This is a genomic window from Microbacterium sp. Soil_C_42 (genome assembly GCF_057656735.1).
This window is the reverse complement of sequence record NZ_JBDGJU010000051.1, coordinates 1-19,186: the sequence shown is the minus strand read 5'-3', so window position 1 is coordinate 19,186 and position 19,186 is coordinate 1. Positions and strand designations below refer to the sequence as shown.

The window sequence follows — 19,186 nt, the reverse complement described above, 5'->3', positions numbered from 1 at the left end:
CGCCGTGGGTCTCGCGATCGGCTCCGCGCCGCGCCGCGCGGGGGTCGCCCGTCGCGATGAGTGTGCCGCCGGGCTCCGTGCGGAAGGCGGCGTCCTCGAACAGCACGACCTCGCCGGCCGAGCCGCCCGCGTCCGCGCGCACGGCGACGCCGTCGCCGACGACCACGGCCGTCGTGTCGGGCTCCGGCCATGCGGCGAGCGAGAGCTCACGCTCGACGGCCTCGCCCTCGATGTCGAAGTGGGGGAGGATCCGCTCGAGCCAGCGCGGCATCCACCACGCCTTGTCGCCGAGGAGGGTCATGACCGCCGGAACCAGCGTCATGCGCACGAGGAACGCGTCGACGGCGATGCCGACGGCGAGGCCCAGCGCGATCGGCTTGATCGACGAATCGCCTTCGGGCACGAAGGCCGCGAACACCGCGAACATGATGACCGCTGCGGCGGTGACCACGCGCGCCGAGGCCGTGAATCCCGAGCGCACGGCGCCCACGGCGATGTCGCGGCTGCCGCGCGTCGCGTGGCCGCCGGCCGCGCGACGGGCGTGCACATAGTCCTCGCGCATGCGGCTGACGAGGAAGACCTCGTAGTCCATGGCCAGGCCGAACAGCACGCCCATCAGGATGATCGGCATGAAGCTGATCACGGGGCCGGTGCGGTCCACGTGCAGGAGCTCCGCGCCCCAGCCCCACTCGAAGACGGCGGCGACGACGCCGAACGCGGCCATCACCGACAGCAGGTAGCCGAGCGCGGCCTTGATGGGCACCCAGATCGAGCGGAACACGATCATGAGGAGCACGAGCGACAGGCCGACGACGAACACGCCGAACGGCAGAAGGGCGGCGCCCAGGCGGTCCGAGATGTCGATGCCGACGGCTGTGAAGCCCGTCACCTTGAGGTCGACGCCGTACTCGTCCTCGAGCTCCGGGGCGAGCGCGCGCAGGTCGCGCACGAGCTGTGCCGTCGCCGGGTCGTCGGGCGCGGTCTCGGGCACGATCTGGATCAGCCCGGTGTCGGCGGTCTCGTTCGGCGTCGCGAGGGCGACCTCCTTCACGCCCGGCACCTTCTCGATCTCGGCCTTGAGGTCGGCCATGAGTCCGAGCGGATCCGTCGACGTCACGATCGTGCCGGTCATGATGAGCGGGCCGTTCGAGCCGGGCCCGAAGTGCTCGGCCGTGAGGTCGTACGCCTGACGCGCCTGGCTCGACTCCGGCTGCTGGCCGGCGTTCGGCAGGGCGAGCGCGAGGCTCGCCGCCGGGATCGCCATGACGCCGAGGGTGAGCACGACGGCGATGGTGGTGACGATCGGGTGCTTGGTGACGAGCGTGACCCAGCGATTGGTCTTCTTCGTCGGGGTCCCGTGGGCCGGCTCTGTTGCGAGGACGGTCTCGTTGTTCTCTGGTTCGTGCGTCGGGGCGGCATCGGTGGCCGCTCGCGCGCGCCGTGAGGTCTCCGCGGGCGCGGCTCCGCTCAGGGAGTCCGAAGCATCCGATTCGTCCGAGGCGGTGGCGCTCGCCTCGCTGACGGTGTCCGCTTCCGTCTCCGCCGAGCGGCGCGCGCCGGGCAGCGGCAGCCCGCGCCGCTTCTTGCCGTGGCCCCAGCCGGCGACGCGGTGCTTCGCGAAGCCGAGGAGCGCGGGGGTGAGGGTGAGGGCGACGACGACGGCGATCGCGACGGCGACAGCCGCGGCGATGCCCATCGTCGTGAGGAAGGGGATGCCGGCGAAGCCGAGGCCGATGAGGGCGATGAGCACCGTGATTCCGGCGAAGACGACCGCGGAACCTGCCGTGCCCGTCGCGCGGGCGGCGGATTCCTCGGGCTCGACCCCGGCGCGCACCTGATCCTGATGTCGCGCCACGATGAAGAGGGCGTAGTCGATGCCGACCGCGAGTCCCAGCATGATCGCGAGCATCGGCGTGGTCGAAGACACCGACACGAACGCGGTGGCGATGAAGATGAGCGCGATCGCGAGACCCACACCGATGAGCGCGGACACGAGTGGGAACCACGCCACCGCGAACGAGCGGAACGTCACGATGAGCACGAACAGCGCGATGAGCACGCCGACCGCCTCGATGAGCGACAGCGCCGGCACAGAGGTCGAGAAGAGGTCGCCGCCCATGGCGACCTGAGAGCCCTCGGGAAGCGTCTCGCGCAGATCGTCGGCGACCTGTTCGAGTCCCTCCTTCGTCTCGTCCGACACGTCGGTCGATTGGCCGTCGAACTGGAGGCGGATGATCGCGGCGGACTCGTCGTCCGACACCATGCCCGTCACCATCTCGTTGAAGGGGTCGGTCACGGCGATGACCCCGTCGAGGTCTTCCAGGTGCGCGACCGTGTCGCCGATGGCGCCGGTGTACGGCTCCTCGTCGATCCGGTCGCCGTCGGCCGTCACGATGACGAGCTGCGCGCTCGTCCCGCTCGCCTGCGGGAAGCTGCGATCGAGCAGCTCGATGCCCTCCTGGGCCTCGGTGCCGGGGATCGAGAACGAGTTGTCGGTCCCGCCCAGGTGCGGGATCGCGAGGCCGAGGGCGATGCCCAGCAGCATCAGCCACGAGACCAGCACCCGCCACGGGTGACGGTAGGTCCAGCGACCGAGCGCATACAGAAGAGTCGACAACAGCGCCTCCGGTTACGGGTGGAGAGTTCGGGAACCGTCGATACAGCGCTGTATCGGATACATGAGTGTATCGTAGGGCGGGGTCGTCGCCCCAACCTGAGTAGTGCGTGTGAGACTGGACGAGATGGAGGATCGATGACCGACACCCCCGTGGCCGAAGCGACCGGCACCTCGCGTCGTCGCGAGGCGACCCGGCAGAAGCTGCTGGACGCCGCCGCCCTGGTCTTCGCGGAAGTCGGCCTGGATGCGGCATCCGTCGAGGCGATCTGCGAGCGCGCAGGCTTCACGCGCGGCGCGTTCTACTCAAATTTCGAGACCAAGGACGAGCTCATGCTCGCCCTCACAGAGCGGGTCGCCGGCGAGAAGATCGACGAGGTCGCCGAGCGTGTTGCCCAGCTCCAGGAGCGCGGCGAGGACCTCGAACCCGGCGCCCTCGTGCGCCAACTGCTCGATGTGGCATTCGACAAGAAGCAGGGCATCCTGCTGACCAGCGAGATCCGCACGCGCGCGATGCGCGACCAGCGGCTGGCCGAGACCTACCTCGCGTGGCAGGCGGGCATGGTCGAGCGCGTCGGGTCCTTCATCGAGGAGCTCGCGCTCACGTATCGCTTCAGGCTGCGCCTACCGCCCCAGGAGTTCGCGGGCCTCATCCTGCAGACCTGGGAAGATACATCGGCTTTCGCGGTCATGACCGGCCTGAGCGTGCCCGAGATGCACCGGCTGGTCAACGAGCGCACCGCGCGTGTGGCCACCGCCCTCGTCGACCCTCTCTGACCCCGGGCAGTCGCGCTTCTTCTCCCGGTCGTTGAGCGAGCGAAGCGAGTCGAAACGCCCCGAGCCCTCCGCAGGCAGTGAGCCTCGCAGGGATCACTCCGTGCTGCGCAGCACCTCGTAGCAGCGGGCCACGCGGTCGAGCCACCACTGGCGGCGGTCGGCGGATGCTGCGTGCTCGGCGAGCAGCGCCGGGTCGGGGGTCACCCGGCCCACGGCGAGCGCACCGGCGCGCGGGGTGAGCGGCGGGTCGACCACGTCCGCCGTGAACAGCGACGCCGTTCCGAGTCCGCAGTCGTAGTCGAGCTCGGGGAGGGCCGCGGCCAGCGCGACGCCCATCGACAGCCCGACCGACGTGTCGAGGGCGCTCGACACGATCGCGGGAAGCCCGGCCTCGGCGACGATCTCGAGCGCTCGCCGCACACCGCCGAGCGGCTGCGCCTTGATCACCAGCAGATCGGCGGCTCCCGCCCGCGCGACCGCGAGCGGGTCGGCGGCCTTGCGCACGCTCTCGTCGGCGGCGATGGGGATGCCCATGTACTTCACGCGCCGGCGGAGCTCGGCGAGCTCCTCGACGCTCGCGCACGGCTGCTCGACGTACTCGAGGTCGAACTCCGCGAGCGCGTGGACCGCGTGCTCGGCCTCGTCGACGTTCCACGCGCCGTTCGCGTCTATGCGCACGCGGCCCTCGGGCCCCATGGCCTCGCGCACCGCGCGCACGCGCGCCACGTCGTCCGCGAGCACCTGACCGGGCTCCGCCACCTTGACCTTAGCCGTGCGGCAGCCGTCGAACCGCGCCAGTACGGACGGGACGGATGCTGCCGCCACCGCCGGCACGGTGGCGTTGACGCCGATGAGGTCGCGGCGGGCGGCGGGTCGCGGCATCCGTGAATCCTCGATGGCGGCAGCCAGCCACGTCGAGGCCTCCGCGTCGCCGTATTCGGCGAACGGCGAGAACTCGGCCCAGCCCTCGGGGCCCTCGAAGAGGAAGGCTTCGCGCACGTCGATGCCGCGGAACCGCGTCGCAAGCGGCAGTGCGACGACGTGCGCAGTGTCGAGGATCTCGGCGAGCGGGGGGAGGGGAGCGGGCATCGTCACGTGCTCAGTCTGCCTCCGTCAACCGCGACAACCGAGGAGATCCGCCGAAACGAGGGAGTATGCCGGTGTTCGCTCCTCGAATGTGCGGACCTCCGCTGCGCGGCGGCTCACGGACGCAACTATAAAGTGCCATTGACTATAGTGTGTGACACACAGTATGGTGTGAGGCATGAGCGAAACCGAGATCCTCGAGACGCACCTGCAGGAGCTGCGGCGCGGCACGATCGTGCTCGCGTGCCTGCGGCTGCTCGAGACGCCGGGGTACGGGTACGGGCTGCTCGAGGAGCTGGGCAAGCGCGGCTTCCCGACCGACGCGAACACGCTGTACCCGCTGCTGCGCCGCCTCGAGAAGCAGGGGTTCCTCACGAGCGAGTGGAACACCGATGAGTCCCGTCCCCGCAAGTTCTACCGCACCAGCGACGCCGGCCTCCGCCTCGCCGGCGCCCTCACCGACGACTTCCGCGCGATCGCCGTCGCGATCGGCACCCTCCCCGAGGAGAACTGACATGACCATCACCGCCACCCTCACCGACCGCTACGTCGACGCGGCGATGCGCACCGTGCCCGAGGCGCAGCGCGCCGACCTCGCGGCCGAGCTGCGTGCGTCGATCGACGACCAGGTCGAGGCCCGCGTCGAGCAGGGCGAGCCGCGCGACACGGCCGAGCGTGCCGTGCTCACCGAGCTCGGCGACCCCGACAAGCTCGCCGCCGGCTACACGGACCGCCCGCTGTGGCTCGTCGGCCCGCGCTACTTCCTCGACTGGTGGCGGCTGCTGAAGCTGCTGCTGTACATCGTGCCCGCGTGCGCCGCCTTCGGCGTCTCGCTCGCGATGGTGCTCGACGGCGCCACGTTCGGCGAGATCATCGGCGCACTCGTGCCGCTGCTGCTCTCGGTGGTCGTGCACCTTGCGTTCTGGACGACGCTCGTCTTCGTCATCCTCGAGCGCACCGGGCACGAGACGATGACCGGCCAGCCCTGGACGCCCGAGCAGCTCCCCGAGCCGCGCCAGAAGGGCGTCGGCCTCGGCGACATGATCACGTCGCTGGCGTTCCTCGGGATCATGGTCGGGGTCGTGCTGTGGGACCTGTTCATCGGCTTCGTGCCCACTGAGCCCGGTCTGTCGTTCCTCGACCCGGGACTCTGGCCCTGGTGGGTCCTCGCGCTGTTCGCCGTGATGGCCCTCGAAGCCGTGCTCGCGGTCGTCGTGTACGCGATCGGACGCTGGACCATCGGTCTCGCGGTGGCCAACGGCATCCTGAATCTCGTCATCGCGGTGCCCGCGCTGTGGCTGCTGTTCGAAGGACGCCTGATCAACCCGGCGTACTTCCCGACGATCATCCCCGACGGCGGCGCCGAGGTCGGCCAGATCATCTCGATCATCGTCGGCTTCGTGATCGCGGGTGTCGCGATCTGGGACACCGTGGATGCCGCGCTCAAGGCGGCGCGTGCGCGCCGGGGGCCCTCACGCGTCCTCAGCTGAGGATCTGACCCGAGATGCGGACCGAACCCCGGGGGAGCGGTCCGCATCTCGGCACATTCCCTCGAACGAGGACCGCCCCCTCCCGCCGGCCGTACGCTTTCCCCATGCCCCTCCTCGATACTCCCGTGCGCCTCGGCGTGCAGCTGCAGCCCCAGCACGCGCCCTACTCCGCCTTCCGCGACGCCGTCCTGCGGCTGGAGGAGATGGGCGTCGACATCCTCTTCAACTGGGACCACTTCTTCCCGCTGAGCGGCGACCCGGACGGACTCCACTTCGAGTCGTGGACGATGCTCGCCGCGTGGGCGGAGCAGACCGAGCGGGTCGAGTTCGGCGCCCTTGTCAACTGCAACAGCTACCGCAACCCCGACCTGCAGGCCGACATGGCCCGCACCATCGACAACATCTCGGCGAAGGACGGCGTCGGCCGCTTCATCTTCGCCACCGGTTCGGGCTGGTTCGCCCGGGACTACGAGGAGTACGGCTACGAGTTCGGCACCGCCGGCTCGCGCCTGAACGACCTCGCCGCCGGACTCGAGCGCATCGAGGCGCGGTGGCAGAAGCTCAACCCGGCCCCGACCCGCGATATCCCGGTCATGATCGGCGGCGCGGGCGAGCAGAAGACGCTGCGCCTCGTCGCCCGCCACGCAGACATCTGGCACAGCTACGTGCGCGCGGGCGATCTGCCCCACAAGCTCGACGTCATCGAGCAGTGGGCCGAGCGCGAGCAGACCGACACCTCGAACCTCGTCATCTCGAACGAGCTGCACCAGCGCGACGAGGCCCACGCCGACGGCCTCTACGACGCCGGCGTGCGCCTGTTCACCATCGGCTTCCAGGGCCCCGACTGGGACTACGACCTCATCCACTCCTGGCTGCGCTGGCGCGACGCCAAGAACGCCTGACGTTCTGGCCGACGGATGCTGCCGCCCGGCGCACTGCGCCGGGCCGCAGCATCCGTCCCGGCCTCGCCCGAACCGCGAGAGTGCAGCTGGTCGCCGAGGGAGTGGTTGGTTCCCTACCTCTCGGCGACCAGCTGCACTCTCGCGCCTGGCCTCGGCTGGACCAGCGTCCGCATCGGGCGCGGACCGCGGTGTCCGTCACGAAGGGGACGCTGCAGACCCCGGCGACTAAAATCGCCGAGGTGACCGCAGCCCCGCCCGCACCCCGGTTCGCCCTCGACATCGACGGGGTTCCCAGGCCCGAGCGCTCGCAGCAGCTGCTCGACGGCGTGCGCGAGCGCGTCGTCATCGCCGACGGCGCGATGGGCACGATGCTGCAGCGCTACGACCTGTCGATCGACGGCGACTTCCAGGGCCTCGAAGGGTGTAACGAGATCCTCAACGTCTCGCGTCCGGATGTCGTGGGGGAGATCCACGACGCGTACCTCGCGGTGGGCGTCGACGCGGTCGAGACGAACACGTTCGGTGCGAACTGGTCGAACCTCGACGACTACGGCATCGTCGAGCGCATCGCCGAGCTCGCCGAGAAGGGCGCACGCATCGCGCGGGAGCGCGTCGAGGCCGCCGAGGCCGTCGACGGCCGCGTGCGCTGGGTGCTCGGCTCGATGGGTCCGGGCACGAAGCTCCCGAGCCTCGGCCACACGACGTACGACAACCTCAAGCAGACCTTCGCGCTGCAGGCCGAGGGCCTCATCGACGGCGGGGCCGACGCGTTCCTCGTCGAGACCTCGCAGGATCTGCTGCAGACCAAGGCCGCCATCAACGGCTGTCGTCAGGCGATCGTGAGCCGCGGCATCCGTCTGCCGATCTTCGTCGAGGTGACCGTCGAGACCACCGGCACCATGCTCATGGGCTCCGAGATCGGCGCGGCGCTCACGGCGATCGAGCCGCTCGGCGTCGACGCCATCGGCCTCAACTGCGCCACCGGCCCGACCGAGATGAGCGAGCACCTCCGGCACCTGTCGAAGCACGCGACGGTGCCGATCGCGTGCATGCCCAACGCCGGGCTTCCCGTGCTCGGCGCGAACGGTGCGCACTACCCGCTCACGCCCGTCGAGCTCGCGACCGCGCACGAGCAGTTCGTGCGCGAGTTCGGGCTGGGACTGGTCGGCGGATGCTGCGGCACCACGCCCGAGCACCTCGCCGCGGTCGTCGAGCGCCTGGCCGACTTCCGGTCGTCGGGCAAGCGAAGCGAGACGAGACGCGCCGAACCCGGCGCAGACACCGAGCGCGCGCTTCCCGTGCGGGCTCTCGGCGACCGGGCCATCGACCTCGACCCCGGCGTGGCCTCGCTCTACCAGCACGTGTCGTTCCAGCAGGACGCCTCGTACCTCGCGATCGGCGAGCGCACCAACGCGAACGGCTCGAAGGCGTTCCGCGAGGCGATGCTCGAAGAGCGGTGGGACGACTGCGTCGAGATCGCGCGCGACCAGATCCGCGTCGGCGCGCACCTGCTCGACGTGTGCATCGACTACGTCGGCCGCGACGGCGTCGCCGACATCCGCGAGGTCGTCTCGCGGTTCGCGAGCGCCTCGACCCTGCCGCTCGTGGTCGACTCGACCGAGCCCGCGGTCATCGCCGCCGGGCTCGAGCTCATCGGCGGCCGGCCCGTCGTGAACTCCGTGAACTACGAGGACGGCGACGGCCCGACCTCCCGCTTCGGCCGCATCATGCCGCTCGTCAAGGAGCATGGCACCGCGGTCGTCGCGCTGACGATCGACGAGCACGGCCAGGCCCGCACGGCCGAAGGCAAAGTGCAGATCGCGTCGCGCCTCGTCGACGAGCTCGTCGGCGAGTGGGGGATGCGGGTCAACGACATCATCGTCGACTGCCTGACCTTCCCGATCGCGACGGGCCAGGAGGAGACCCGCCGCGACGCCATCGAGACGATCGAGGCGATCCGGCAGATCACCGCGAAGTACCCGGGCATCAACACCACGCTCGGCGTCTCGAACGTCTCGTTCGGCCTCAACCCGGCCGCCCGCAGCGTGCTGAACTCCGCGTTCATGCACGAGGCGGTCGAGGCCGGTCTCACCTCGGGCATCATCGACGCCGCGAAGATCGTGCCGCTCGCCTCGATCTCGGAGGAGCAGCGCAAGGTCGCGCTCGACCTGGTGTGGGACCGCCGCGAGTATGACGCCGACGGCAACGTCACGTACGACCCGCTGGCACGGATGCTGGACCTCTTCGCCGGGGTCGACACCGCGGCGCTGCGCAACCAGCGCGCGGCCGAGCTCGCGGCGCTGCCGGTGGGGGAGCGGCTCGAACGCCGCATCATCGACGGCGAGGGCAAGGGCCTCGAAGCCGACCTCGACCTCGCTCGCGAGGGCGGGCTGGCGCCGCTGCAGATCATCAACGACCACCTGCTCGAGGGCATGAAGATCGTCGGCGAGCGGTTCGGCGCCGGCGAGATGCAGCTGCCGTTCGTGCTGCAGTCGGCCGAGGTGATGAAGAACGCGGTCGCGCTCCTCGAACCGCACATGGAGAAGTCGGATGCCTCGGGCAAGGGCCGCATCATCCTCGCGACCGTCCGCGGCGACGTGCACGACATCGGCAAGAACCTCGTCGACATCATCCTGACCAACAACGGGTACGACGTGATCAACCTCGGCATCAAGCAGCCGATCGCCGACATCATCGCGGCGGCCGAGGAGCACGACGCCGACGTCATCGGCATGTCGGGCCTGCTCGTGAAGTCGACGGTCGTGATGAAGGAGAACCTCGAGGAGCTCACGTCGCGGGGCCTCGGCAAGAAGTGGCCGGTCATCCTCGGCGGCGCGGCCCTCACGCGCGCCTACGTCGAGGACGACCTCGCCTCGCTGTTCGACGGCGAGGTGCGCTACGCGCGTGACGCGTTCGAGGGGCTCGCGCTCATGGACCCGCTCGTGAAGATCGCGCGCGGCGCCGATCCCGCATCCGTGGGGCTCCCGGCGCTGAAGAAGCGGCGGCACGCTGCCGGCTCGAAGCTCACGCTCACGGAGCCCGAGGCCATGCCGGCGCGCTCGGACGTGGCATCCGACAATCCCGTCCCCGCCCCGCCGTTCTGGGGCACCCGCATCGTCCGCGGCCTCGCGCTGCACGACTACGCCGCGTTCCTCGACGAGCGCGCGACGTTCATGGGGCAGTGGGGCCTCAAGCCCGGCCGCGGCGAGGACGGCGCCACGTACGAGCAGCTCGTCGAGACCGAGGGCCGGCCGCGGCTGCGGTACTGGCTCGACCGCATCCTCGGCGAGGGCATGCTCGACGCGTCCGTCGCGTACGGCTTCTTCCCTGTCGTGTCGGAGGGCAACGACGTCGTCGTGCTGCACCACGGCGACGACCCCTCGGGAACGCTCGGCGCCGCCGGCCTCCTCGCCCCCGACGGCGGGTCGGGCGGCGCGCTCGGCACCGACCGCCTGCGCTTCCACTTCCCGCGCCAGCGCCGCGACCGCCACCTGTGCCTCGCCGACTTCGTGCGCTCGCGCGAGTCGGGCCAGGTCGACGTGATGCCGGTGCAGCTCGTGACCGCCGGCGCGCACATCGACTCCGTCACGGCGAAGCTCTTCGCCGAGGACAAATACCGCGACTACTACGAGCTCAACGGGCTCGTGATGCAGCTGACCGAGGCGCTCGCCGAGTACTGGCACGCCCGCATCCGCTCCGAGCTGGGGTTCTCGCACGAGGACCCGGCCGACACCGCGGGCCTCTTCAAGCTCGAGTACCGCGGCGCCCGCTTCTCCCTCGGCTACCCCGCGTGCCCCGACATGGAGGACCGCCGCAAGGTCGTCGAGCTCCTCCGCCCCGAGCGCATGGGCGTCGAGCTCAGCGAGGAGCTGCAGCTGCACCCCGAGCAGTCCACCGACGCCTTCGTCTTCCACCACCCCGAGGCGAAGTACTTCTCGGTCTGACCCGGACGAGCGCGCGAGCGACGGATGCTGCGGGCCGCCGCATCCGTGCTCGCCTTCGCGGTCCGCGCGGATCGTGGTGAAACCTCACGACAGCACCGAAGCAGCCGTGCTCACGGTGCTGTTGTGACGTCTCGCGCGGATCGGCCGAACACAGGGGCGGCGACGGGGCGAACGGATGCCGCGGGCGCCGCCAGCGGCTTGGTGCGGCGCAGGGCGGCGAGGATCGGGCGACCGACGACGACCAGCCCGATGACGGTGGTGATCGCGCGGAGGGTGTCCCAGCTGAGGGTCGAGGTGACCAGGGAGTACAGCAGGAAGCTCGAGAGGTTCACGTCGAGCGGCGCGCTGCCGTCGTACGAGATGCCGGTGCCGTAGCCGACGGCGAACGGCCAGAACCACAGGTTCATCAGCAGGCCGAACGCGTACGAGGCGACGACGCCGTAGACGCTGAGCATCGCGATCTCGCCCCTGCGGGAGATCCGCCGGGGGAGGAGCCCTGCGATCGCGCCGACCCACGCGCAGGCGAACATCTGGAACGGCGTCCACGGGCCGAAGGTGCCCGTGATCAGGGTGGACAGGGCGATCGTCGCGATGCCCAGCAGCATGCCGAACCGTGCGCCGTAGGCACGCCCCGCCAGGATCAGCAGGATGAACACGGCCTCGACGCCGCCCACGCCCGTGCCCGCGATGCGCACAGCCGCGCCGATGGCGGCGAGCGTGCCGAGGAGCGCCAGCATGTGCGCCGACCGCACACTCCCGTCGAGGGTGGCCACGACGACGAGCGCCGCCAGGGGCACGAGGGCGAGCGCCGCGATCGGCACCGCCGCGTGGGCCTGCTCGGGCACGGCGGTCGCGACCAGCGGCCAGCAGAACGCCCCGAGGGCGACGAGGTTCGCGGCCGCGAGCGCGGCGAGGGGTAGTCGCCCGCCGAGGCGGCGTCGGGAGTCGCGCGGAGCGCTGCCACCGCCGCTGTTCGTGGGAGGCATCGGGGATCCCGCGCCACGGTGTGCAGCGACTGCTGAATTGCGGTCCCCTGGAGTCCCGTCCCCTCCACCGTTTGCAGGACCATTCACAGATCCGTCGTCGCCATCCGCAGGGACCCGGGCACCGGGTCGGCCGGTCGGGGACCGGTCCTGCAAACGGTCGGCGCGAGACGGCGGCGCGACGGCGTCGGCGGGCGACTGCCCGACCGAGACGGATGCTGCGGCCAGCACGCCGGCCCGCATCGTCAGGGTGCGATCGGCCCGGGCGGAGAAGTCGGGCTCGTGCGTAGCCACGAGCACTGCGGTGCCGGACGCGGCGAGCGAGGCCAACGCCGCCCAGACCAGGTCGCGGGCGGCGGGGTCGAGGCCGCGCGTCGGCTCGTCCACCATGAGCACGCGCGGCGAGCCCGCGAGCTGGATCGCCAGCGCCAGGCACCGCCGTTCGCCGGCGGACAGGTCGCGTGGATGCCGCGCCAGCCGTGCGGCGAGGGCCGGGCTGTCGGGGTCGAGGCCCAGGAACCCGGCGAACCGTGCCGTGGTCGACGGGTTCGGACCCACCTCGCGGCGCGCGGCGCGACGGTCCGCCCGCCGGCATTCGGCGGCGACGCTGTCGGACACGAAGAGATCGTCCGAGGCATCCGGAACCAGCGAAACCTGACCGGCCGACTCGATGTCCGCTCCCCGCGCGGGAAGGGCGAGCGCCGCGAGCAGGCTCGACTTGCCCGCGCCGTTGGGCCCCACGAGGGCGACGATCTCGCCGGCGCGCAGCTCGATGTCTGCACCCGCTACGGCCACCGTGTCGCGGTAGCGCACCGTGATTCCGCGCGCGCGCAGCACGACATCCCCCGGTTCCCCGGGTTCGGGGCGCGGCCCGGGCGTTCGGGGCGTATCCGGTGCGCCCCGAACGTCCGCCGTGCGCTGCGAACCCGGCTCATCGGGGCCGACCGCTGCGACCTCGCCGCCGTCGATCCGCAGCACGGTGTCGGCGATCCCGGCGAGCGCGTCGACGCGGTGCTCCGCCACCACGACGCACATGCCGGCCTCGTGCGCGAGGGCATCCAGGAGCCCGGCGATCCGCACCCGAGCGTCGGCATCGAGATCGGCGAGCGGTTCGTCGACCAGCAAGAGGACGGGGTGCTCGACGATCGCGGCGGCGATCGCCACCAGCGTGGCCTCGCCCGCCGAGAGCCCGCGCGTGGGGCGGTCGAGCAGCGCCGTCACGCCGACCCGGCCGGCGATCTCGGCCACGCGTGCGGTCACGAGAACGGGAGCGACGCCCCGCAGCTCGAGCGAGAGCCCGATCTCGTCGCGCACCCGCTCGGTGGCGAACGCGTCACGCGGATGCTGCAGCACCACGCCCACGCGCTCCGCGAGGTCGCGCGGGGGCACGGTCGCGCGTTCGTGGCCGACGACCTGCAACGACCCCGCGATCCCGCCGCCGTCCGTGTGCGAGTGGAGGCCCGCGATCGCCCGCAGCAGCGTCGACTTGCCCGACCCGGTCGGCCCCGCGAGGAGGGTGAGCGTCCCCGCCGGGAGTGCGAGCGAGGCCGGAAGACGGATGCCTCGTCCTGCAGCGCCATCGCCGAACCCGACCTCCACACCCTCGGCCCGGACCGGTGCAAGGCAGTCTCCGTCGAGCCCCCGTCCCGCGAAGCCGCGCAGCTCGAGGGCCGCGGCCACGGCCCCCGCGCGCTCGAGCGTCCGCTCCAGCAGGGGAAGCAGCATCCGTGCCCCGCCGCGCTCGCCGCGGAGGCGCTGCGCGAACCGCACCGCGCGCGCGCCGTCGGCGAGCGAGGGGAGGGTGGCCGCGGCGATCGCGAGTGCCCGTGCGATGCCGCGCAGCGGCCCGCGCCGCGAGGCTCGCGCGAACACGCGGTGCAGGTCGACGAGGGCGTTCACCACCCCGAACGCGAGGATCGCGAGGGCGATCGGCAGGGCGCTGGCAGCGGCATCCCACAGTCCATCGATCGTGACGGGACCCAGCAGCACCACATGCGCGAACGGCGACGGCAGTCGCACCGCCGGAAGGTCCAGCAGGACGAAGCCGTCGCCGTCGGCGCCGTGGAAGAGGATGCGGTAGACGACCCGGGCCGCCACGAACCCTGCGGCGAGGATCGCCGCGGCTCGCAGGGGACCGGGTCGGAACGTCATGTCAGGATGTCGGCGCTGCCGGCTCCCCGTTCAGCGTGAAGAGCAGCTCGACACCCTCGCCGGGCTCGAGTTCGAGGGTCGAGGCGCCCTCCTGGGCGTAGTCCCACTCGCCGCCCGCGGGCTTGACCCACAGCGACCAGTACGCGTACTCCGGCGCCATCGTCTTGCAGGTCTCGAAGTACTCCGAGCCGTCGGGCGCGGTGATCGCCTGGTCTTCCGCGGGCACGCCGTTGACGCGGCACACGACCTGGTCGCCGTACTGCTCGGTGCCCTCGGTCGTGACATTCACCAGCGTGAACGCATCGGCGGCGACGAGGGCCTCGTCGGTCTCGATGCACCACTGCTTGCCGTCTTCGCCCAGGGCGGAGGCGTCGACGGCCACGGTGATGCCGGCGTCGTCGGCGCACGCCTCGTCGCTGACCTGCACGGCCTGCGTGTCGGAGGCCGTCGGCGCCGCCGCGGGGGCGCCGGACGAGCAGGCGGCGAGGGCGAACAGCAGGGCAGCGGATGCCGCGGCGGCGGCCACGGCGCGAAGAGTCGAAGTCACCGATCCAGGCTAGGCCCCGGCCGCCGGTGTCCGGTTGCACATGACGTGCGCACGGCGCCCGCCGTAGGCTGGCCGGGTGAGCGTTTCGGAACTGTTCGACGAAGACGAGTGGGCGACAGCCCCCGGCCAGCCGGACGGCGGCTACACCGACATCACGGCCCACGTCTCCAAGGACGGCCGCATCGCGCGCATCGCGTTCGATCGGCCGGAGGTGCGAAACGCCTTCCGCCCGCACACCGTCGACGAGCTCTACCGCGCGCTCGACGTCGCGCGCCAGGACCCCCGCGTGGGTGTCGTGCTGCTCACGGGCAACGGGCCGAGCCCGAAGGACGGCGGGTGGGCCTTCTGCTCGGGCGGCGACCAGCGCATCCGCGGGCGCGACGGCTACAAGTACTCCGAGGACGAGACGGCCGTCCCGGCCGAGCAGCAGGCCCGCGCCGGAAGGCTGCACATCCTCGAGGTGCAGCGGCTGATCCGGTTCATGCCCAAGGTCGTCATCGCCGTGATCCCCGGGTGGGCGGCGGGCGGCGGGCACTCGCTGCACGTGGTGTGCGACCTGTCGATCGCCTCGGCCGAGCAGGGCCGGTTCAAGCAGACCGACGCCGACGTGGGCTCGTTCGACGCCGGCTACGGCTCTGCGTACTTCGCGCGGCAGATCGGGCAGAAGTTCGCCCGTGAGATCTTCTTCCTCGCGGAGGAGTACTCGGCGCAGCGCGCCTACGAGATGGGCGCGGTCAACCGGGTCGTGCCGCATGCCGACCTCGAGCGCGAGGCGGTGTCGATGGCCCGAACGATCCTCACCAAGTCGCCGACCGCGATCCGCATGCTGAAGTTCGCGTTCAATGCGGTCGACGACGGCTTAGTCGGCCAGCAGGTGTTCGCGGGGGAGGCCACGCGCCTCGCCTACGGCACCGACGAGGCCGTCGAGGGCCGGGACTCGTTCCTCGAGAAGCGCGACCCCGACTGGTCGCCCTACCCCTGGCACTTCTGACCCGGCGCCCGCGATGAAGCTCCTCCCCGTCATCGGCGATGACCCCCGCGAGATCCTGCGGGGCCTGCGCGGTGCGCTGCACGGCGCAGGACCGGCGCTCGGCCTCGGCCTCGTCAGCGGCCTCCCCGGAGAAGTCCGGGCGGGGACGGCGGTGGTCGTGACGACGTCCGGGTCCACCGGCATCCCGAAGAGCGTGGTCCTCAGCCGCGACGCGCTCACCGCGAGCGCCCTGTCGACCGCCGACCGCATCGGCGACGGCGCGTGGCTGCTGGCGCTGCCGGCGAGCTACGTCGCGGGTCTGCAGGTGCTCGTGCGCTCCCTCGTCGCCGATCGCGAGCCCGCGATCCTCGCGGGAGCTTTCACCCCGCAGGCCTTCTCGGCCGCCGCCCTCATGATGGTGTCGACCGAGCGCGGCGAGCGCGTGCCGAGCTACACCTCGCTGGTGCCCGCGCAGCTGTCGAAGCTGCTCGACGCGGCCGAGCACGACCCCTCGGTTCTCGCGGCGCTGCGCTCCTTCGAGACGATCCTCGTCGGAGGCCAGGCGCTCCCCGCCGCGACCTTTGAGCGCGCCGAGGCCGTGGGCGCGCGCATCGTGCGCACCTACGGCTCCACCGAGACCAGCGGCGGCTGCGTGTACGACGGCGTGGCCCTGGGCAACGTGCGACTGCGTATCGAGCGCGGCGAGGTGCAGGTCTCCGGCCCGACCCTGGCCGACGGCTACCTCGGCAACGACGAACTGACGGATGCTGCGTTCCTCCGCGACCGCGACGGATCCCGGTGGTACCGCACCGGCGACGCGGGACTCCTCGAGGACGGGGTCCTGCGCGTGCGCGGCCGCATCGACAACGTCATCGTCTCGGGCGGCATCAACGTCTCGCTCGACCGCGTCGAGCGGATCGTGCGGGGGATCCCGGGCCTCGGTCTCGCCGTCGTCGTCGGGATTCCCGACGAGCGGTGGGGCGAGGCATCCGTCGTCGTCGCCTCCCGGGGCGAGGCGTTGCGGCGCAGCGAAGCGGTGCAGCTCGAGGAGGCGCGCGCCGCCGTCCAGGCCGAGATCGGCGCACACGCCCGCCCGTCACGGCTCGTGCTGGTCGACGAGCTCGCGACGCTCCCCTCGGGAAAGCCCGACCGCGAGGCGATCCGCCGCGCCGTGATGGCCCTGCACTGACGCGCGCTTCGACATCTCCACCGGCGTGCGGCGCAGCGGCCGGGTCAGCCCGGCGGGTACGGGCCGGTGTCGACGACGCAGAAGCGGTTGCCCTCGGTGTCTTCGAGCACGATCCAGTCGGCGTCGTCGGGGTAGTCGTGCCAGTCGACTTCGCGCGCGCCGAGCCCGAGCAGGCGCTGCACCTCGGCCGCCTGGTCCTCGGCGTACAGGTCGAGGTGGATGCGCGGCGGGTAATGCTGCGGGTACCCGGTCACCGACAGCGCGAGGCTCGCTCCGGGCGCCGACCAGTCCGCCTTTCCCGGCGGATCGAGGATCACCCAGTCATCGCCGGGCTCGTTGCGATCGACGTAGCCGAGGGCCGCGCGCCAGAAGTCACCGGCGCGTGAGATGTCCTCCACGGTGAGGACGATGGATCCGATGCTCAGCATGGGCTTCATCCTCGCCCCGGGCGCCGACATCCGACAGGGGGGGTTGACGCAAGCGCGTGCCACATCGACTCGGCCCCTATGATGTGCATTCGTGGCAGGAACCCCGAGCAAGAAGCGCACCACCGCCGGACGCAAGAAGCAGCCTCCCCGCGGAAACCCGCAGAAGGCGCACGTCTCGCGCGACCCCGCGCACGTGGCGAAGCCGACCGCGCGCGACTGGATCGGCGCGGCGCGCCTGCGCACCCTGCCCCTGGCGATCACGCCCATCCTCGTCGGCACGGGCGCCGCGATCCTCGTGGTGGACGTCTTCCACTGGGTGATCGCGCTCTTCTGCCTCATCGTGTCGGTGTCGCTGCAGATCGGCGTCAACTACGCCAACGACTACAGCGACGGCATCCGGGGCACCGACGACTTCCGGGTCGGCCCCGCCCGTCTCACGGCCGGCCGCAAGGTGAAGCCGCGCACCGTGCTCATCGTGGCGCTGGCCTTCTTCGCGATCGCGGCGATCGCCGGACTCGCCATCACCATCCGCACGCAGCAGTGGTGGCTGATCGCCGCCGGCGCGGTGTGCATCCTCGCCGCCTGGTTCTACACCGGCGGCAAGCGCCCTTACGGCTACTACGGCCTCGGCGAGCTCTTCGTCTTCGTGTTCTTCGGTCTCGTCGCGACACTCGGCACGACGTGGGTGCAGGCCTTCGCGCTCCCGCAGGAGGCCTGGTTCGGCGCCGTCGGCGTGGGCCTCATCGCCTGCGCGGTGCTGCTGGCGAACAACCTGCGCGACATCGACCAGGACCGTGCCGCGCACAAGCGCACGCTCACCGTGCTCATCGGCCGCACGGCGACGCGCTGGCTGTTCACCGTGTTCCTGCTGGCCGCGTTCGCCATCGCCGCGTTCCTGGCGTGGATCGGCTACCCGATCGCCTGGCTCACACTGCTCGCGCTGCTGGCCGGCGCGCCGGCGATCCTCATCGTGTGGACCTACCGCGACCCCCGGGAGCTCGTCGTCGCCCTCGGCCTCACGTCGCTGACGTCGGTCGCCTACGGTGGCTTCCTGATGTGGGCCTTCATCGGCTGACGGATGCTGCGCCCCTTGAGTCCTGCGCCGGGCTCGGGGCGTTTCGACTCGCAGGCTCGCTCAACGACCGGGAGAAGCCCCCTTGAGTCCTGCGTCGGGCTCGGGCGTTTCGACTCGCAGGCTCGCTCAACGACCGGGTGTTGAAGTGCCGGTCGTTGAGCGGAGGGCGCTCTGGCGCCCGCAGACGAAACGCCTCGGGTCTGCGAGATCGTCAGGCGCGGGAGCCGGGGGCTTCGCCGTCGGGGGTGACGGGGGCGGCGGCGTCGGCCGCGGCATCCTCCGCCTCCTCGTCGCTGGCGGCGGCGCGCGCCTTGGCGCGGCGCTCGGCGAGGCCGGAGGTGACGTCGTCGAGGGGTTTGCGCAGGAACAGCACCGAGAGGCTCAGCCCGATGAGGGCGGCGAAGATGGCGGCGAGCCAGTAGTACTCGCGCATGATCGGGAACAGCATCAGGATGCCGAACGGCACGAGGAACGCCAGCAGCCGCAGCACCGAGTAGACGATGGCAGAGCGCGCTTTCACGCATCCATCCTACGTTCCGTCGGAGAGGCCGCTTCTGCGACGGTTGCGTCACGGAGCGCCCCCGACCGCCCACTCGGGGCCCCGCCCGCCTAGGATGGGAAGATGCCTCGGGTGCTGCTGATTCTGGCCCTGGTGGCGACCGCGTTCTGGGTCTTCACCATCGTCGATTGCGCGGTCCAGCCCCCGACCCGCCACCGCGGCGTGAGCAAGCCGGTCTGGATCCTCATCGTCGTCCTGCTGCCTGTGCTGGGCGGACTCCTCTGGCTCATCGTGGGCCGCGGGCGCGCCCCGTCGGTCGCCGCACGCCGAGCTCCCGATGACGACCCCGAGTTCCTCGGGCGCATCGGCACCATCTCCGACCAGGACGAGCGCATCCGCCGCCTCGAGGAGGAGCTCGCGCAGCTCGACGCCGAGGGCGACGACCCCCGCTTCCACCCGCCGGGCGGTCCCGCGGCGTCGGACGACGCCGCCGCACCCGGCAGTGCGGCAGCCGCGGGCGGCACCGCGACG

15 protein-coding genes are annotated in these 19,186 nt (G+C 71.5%); 9 read left to right on the top strand and 6 right to left on the bottom strand.

From position 1 onward, the window contains the following. Nucleotides 1-2,617: MMPL family transporter (locus tag AC3A46_RS18145; protein WP_487666468.1), on the bottom strand; the 2,617-nt coding region annotated here is incomplete at its 3' end. A gap of 135 nt (nucleotides 2,618-2,752) precedes the next feature. Here AC3A46_RS18145 and AC3A46_RS18140 point away from each other — a divergent pair. Next, nucleotides 2,753-3,391, top strand: a complete 639-nt coding sequence (locus AC3A46_RS18140) for a TetR/AcrR family transcriptional regulator (protein WP_487666467.1) — start codon at nucleotides 2,753-2,755, stop codon at nucleotides 3,389-3,391. A 93-nt stretch (nucleotides 3,392-3,484) separates the two neighbouring features. On the opposite strand, the gene AC3A46_RS18135 is transcribed toward AC3A46_RS18140, so the two are convergent. Beyond that, complete coding sequence (locus tag AC3A46_RS18135; RefSeq protein WP_487666469.1) at nucleotides 3,485-4,480, bottom strand: o-succinylbenzoate synthase; 996 nt, start codon at nucleotides 4,478-4,480, stop codon at nucleotides 3,485-3,487. A 175-nt stretch (nucleotides 4,481-4,655) separates the two neighbouring features. Here AC3A46_RS18135 and AC3A46_RS18130 point away from each other — a divergent pair, with 175 nt between their 5' ends. The 4 genes from AC3A46_RS18130 (at nucleotide 4,656) to metH (ending at nucleotide 10,813) form a co-directional block, all read left to right on the top strand. Then, nucleotides 4,656-4,991, top strand: a complete 336-nt coding sequence (locus tag AC3A46_RS18130) for a PadR family transcriptional regulator (protein WP_487666466.1) — start codon at nucleotides 4,656-4,658, stop codon at nucleotides 4,989-4,991. Between the two features lies 1 nt (nucleotide 4,992). After that, entirely contained in the window at nucleotides 4,993-5,967 is a 975-nt protein-coding gene (locus AC3A46_RS18125) for a permease prefix domain 1-containing protein (RefSeq protein ID WP_487666465.1), read from the top strand. Between the two features lie 104 nt (nucleotides 5,968-6,071). Next, nucleotides 6,072-6,869: an LLM class F420-dependent oxidoreductase gene (locus AC3A46_RS18120; RefSeq protein WP_487666464.1), complete on the top strand. Its 798-nt coding sequence runs from the start codon at nucleotides 6,072-6,074 to the stop codon at nucleotides 6,867-6,869. A 239-nt stretch (nucleotides 6,870-7,108) separates the two neighbouring features. Further along, nucleotides 7,109-10,813: a methionine synthase gene (metH, locus tag AC3A46_RS18115; RefSeq protein WP_487666463.1), complete on the top strand. Its 3,705-nt coding sequence runs from the start codon at nucleotides 7,109-7,111 to the stop codon at nucleotides 10,811-10,813. 110 nt (nucleotides 10,814-10,923) lie between these two features. Here the strand turns inward: metH and AC3A46_RS18110 are convergent, their stop codons facing one another. Then, entirely contained in the window at nucleotides 10,924-13,947 is a 3,024-nt protein-coding gene (locus AC3A46_RS18110) for an ATP-binding cassette domain-containing protein (RefSeq protein WP_487666462.1), read from the bottom strand. Nucleotide 13,948: 1 nt separating this feature from the next. Beyond that, nucleotides 13,949-14,494, bottom strand: coding sequence for a hypothetical protein (locus AC3A46_RS18105; RefSeq protein WP_487666461.1), 546 nt, complete (start codon nucleotides 14,492-14,494; stop codon nucleotides 13,949-13,951). 76 nt (nucleotides 14,495-14,570) lie between these two features. Between AC3A46_RS18105 and AC3A46_RS18100 the strand changes: the two genes are divergently transcribed. Continuing rightward, a complete protein-coding gene (locus tag AC3A46_RS18100; protein WP_487666460.1) occupies nucleotides 14,571-15,485 on the top strand; it encodes a 1,4-dihydroxy-2-naphthoyl-CoA synthase in 915 nt (304 codons plus the stop codon). 13 nt (nucleotides 15,486-15,498) lie between these two features. Continuing rightward, a complete protein-coding gene (locus tag AC3A46_RS18095) occupies nucleotides 15,499-16,653 on the top strand; it encodes an AMP-binding protein (protein ID WP_487666459.1) in 1,155 nt (384 codons plus the stop codon). Nucleotides 16,654-16,697: 44 nt separating this feature from the next. On the opposite strand, the gene AC3A46_RS18090 is transcribed toward AC3A46_RS18095, so the two are convergent. Next, nucleotides 16,698-17,081 carry a VOC family protein gene (locus AC3A46_RS18090; RefSeq protein WP_487666458.1) on the bottom strand — a complete coding sequence of 128 codons (384 nt, stop codon included), beginning with the start codon at nucleotides 17,079-17,081 and terminating at the stop codon, nucleotides 16,698-16,700. A 91-nt stretch (nucleotides 17,082-17,172) separates the two neighbouring features. On the opposite strand from AC3A46_RS18090, the gene AC3A46_RS18085 reads away from it, so the two are divergent. After that, on the top strand, nucleotides 17,173-18,156 hold the full coding sequence (locus AC3A46_RS18085; protein WP_487666457.1) for a 1,4-dihydroxy-2-naphthoate polyprenyltransferase: 984 nt from the start codon (nucleotides 17,173-17,175) through the stop codon (nucleotides 18,154-18,156). Nucleotides 18,157-18,367: 211 nt separating this feature from the next. Here the strand turns inward: AC3A46_RS18085 and AC3A46_RS18080 are convergent, their stop codons facing one another. Further along, entirely contained in the window at nucleotides 18,368-18,676 is a 309-nt protein-coding gene (locus AC3A46_RS18080) for a DUF4229 domain-containing protein (protein WP_487666456.1), read from the bottom strand. Nucleotides 18,677-18,778: 102 nt separating this feature from the next. On the opposite strand from AC3A46_RS18080, the gene AC3A46_RS18075 reads away from it, so the two are divergent. Next, a partial coding sequence (locus AC3A46_RS18075; protein WP_487666455.1) for a PLDc N-terminal domain-containing protein occupies nucleotides 18,779-19,186 on the top strand: 408 nt, incomplete at its 3' end.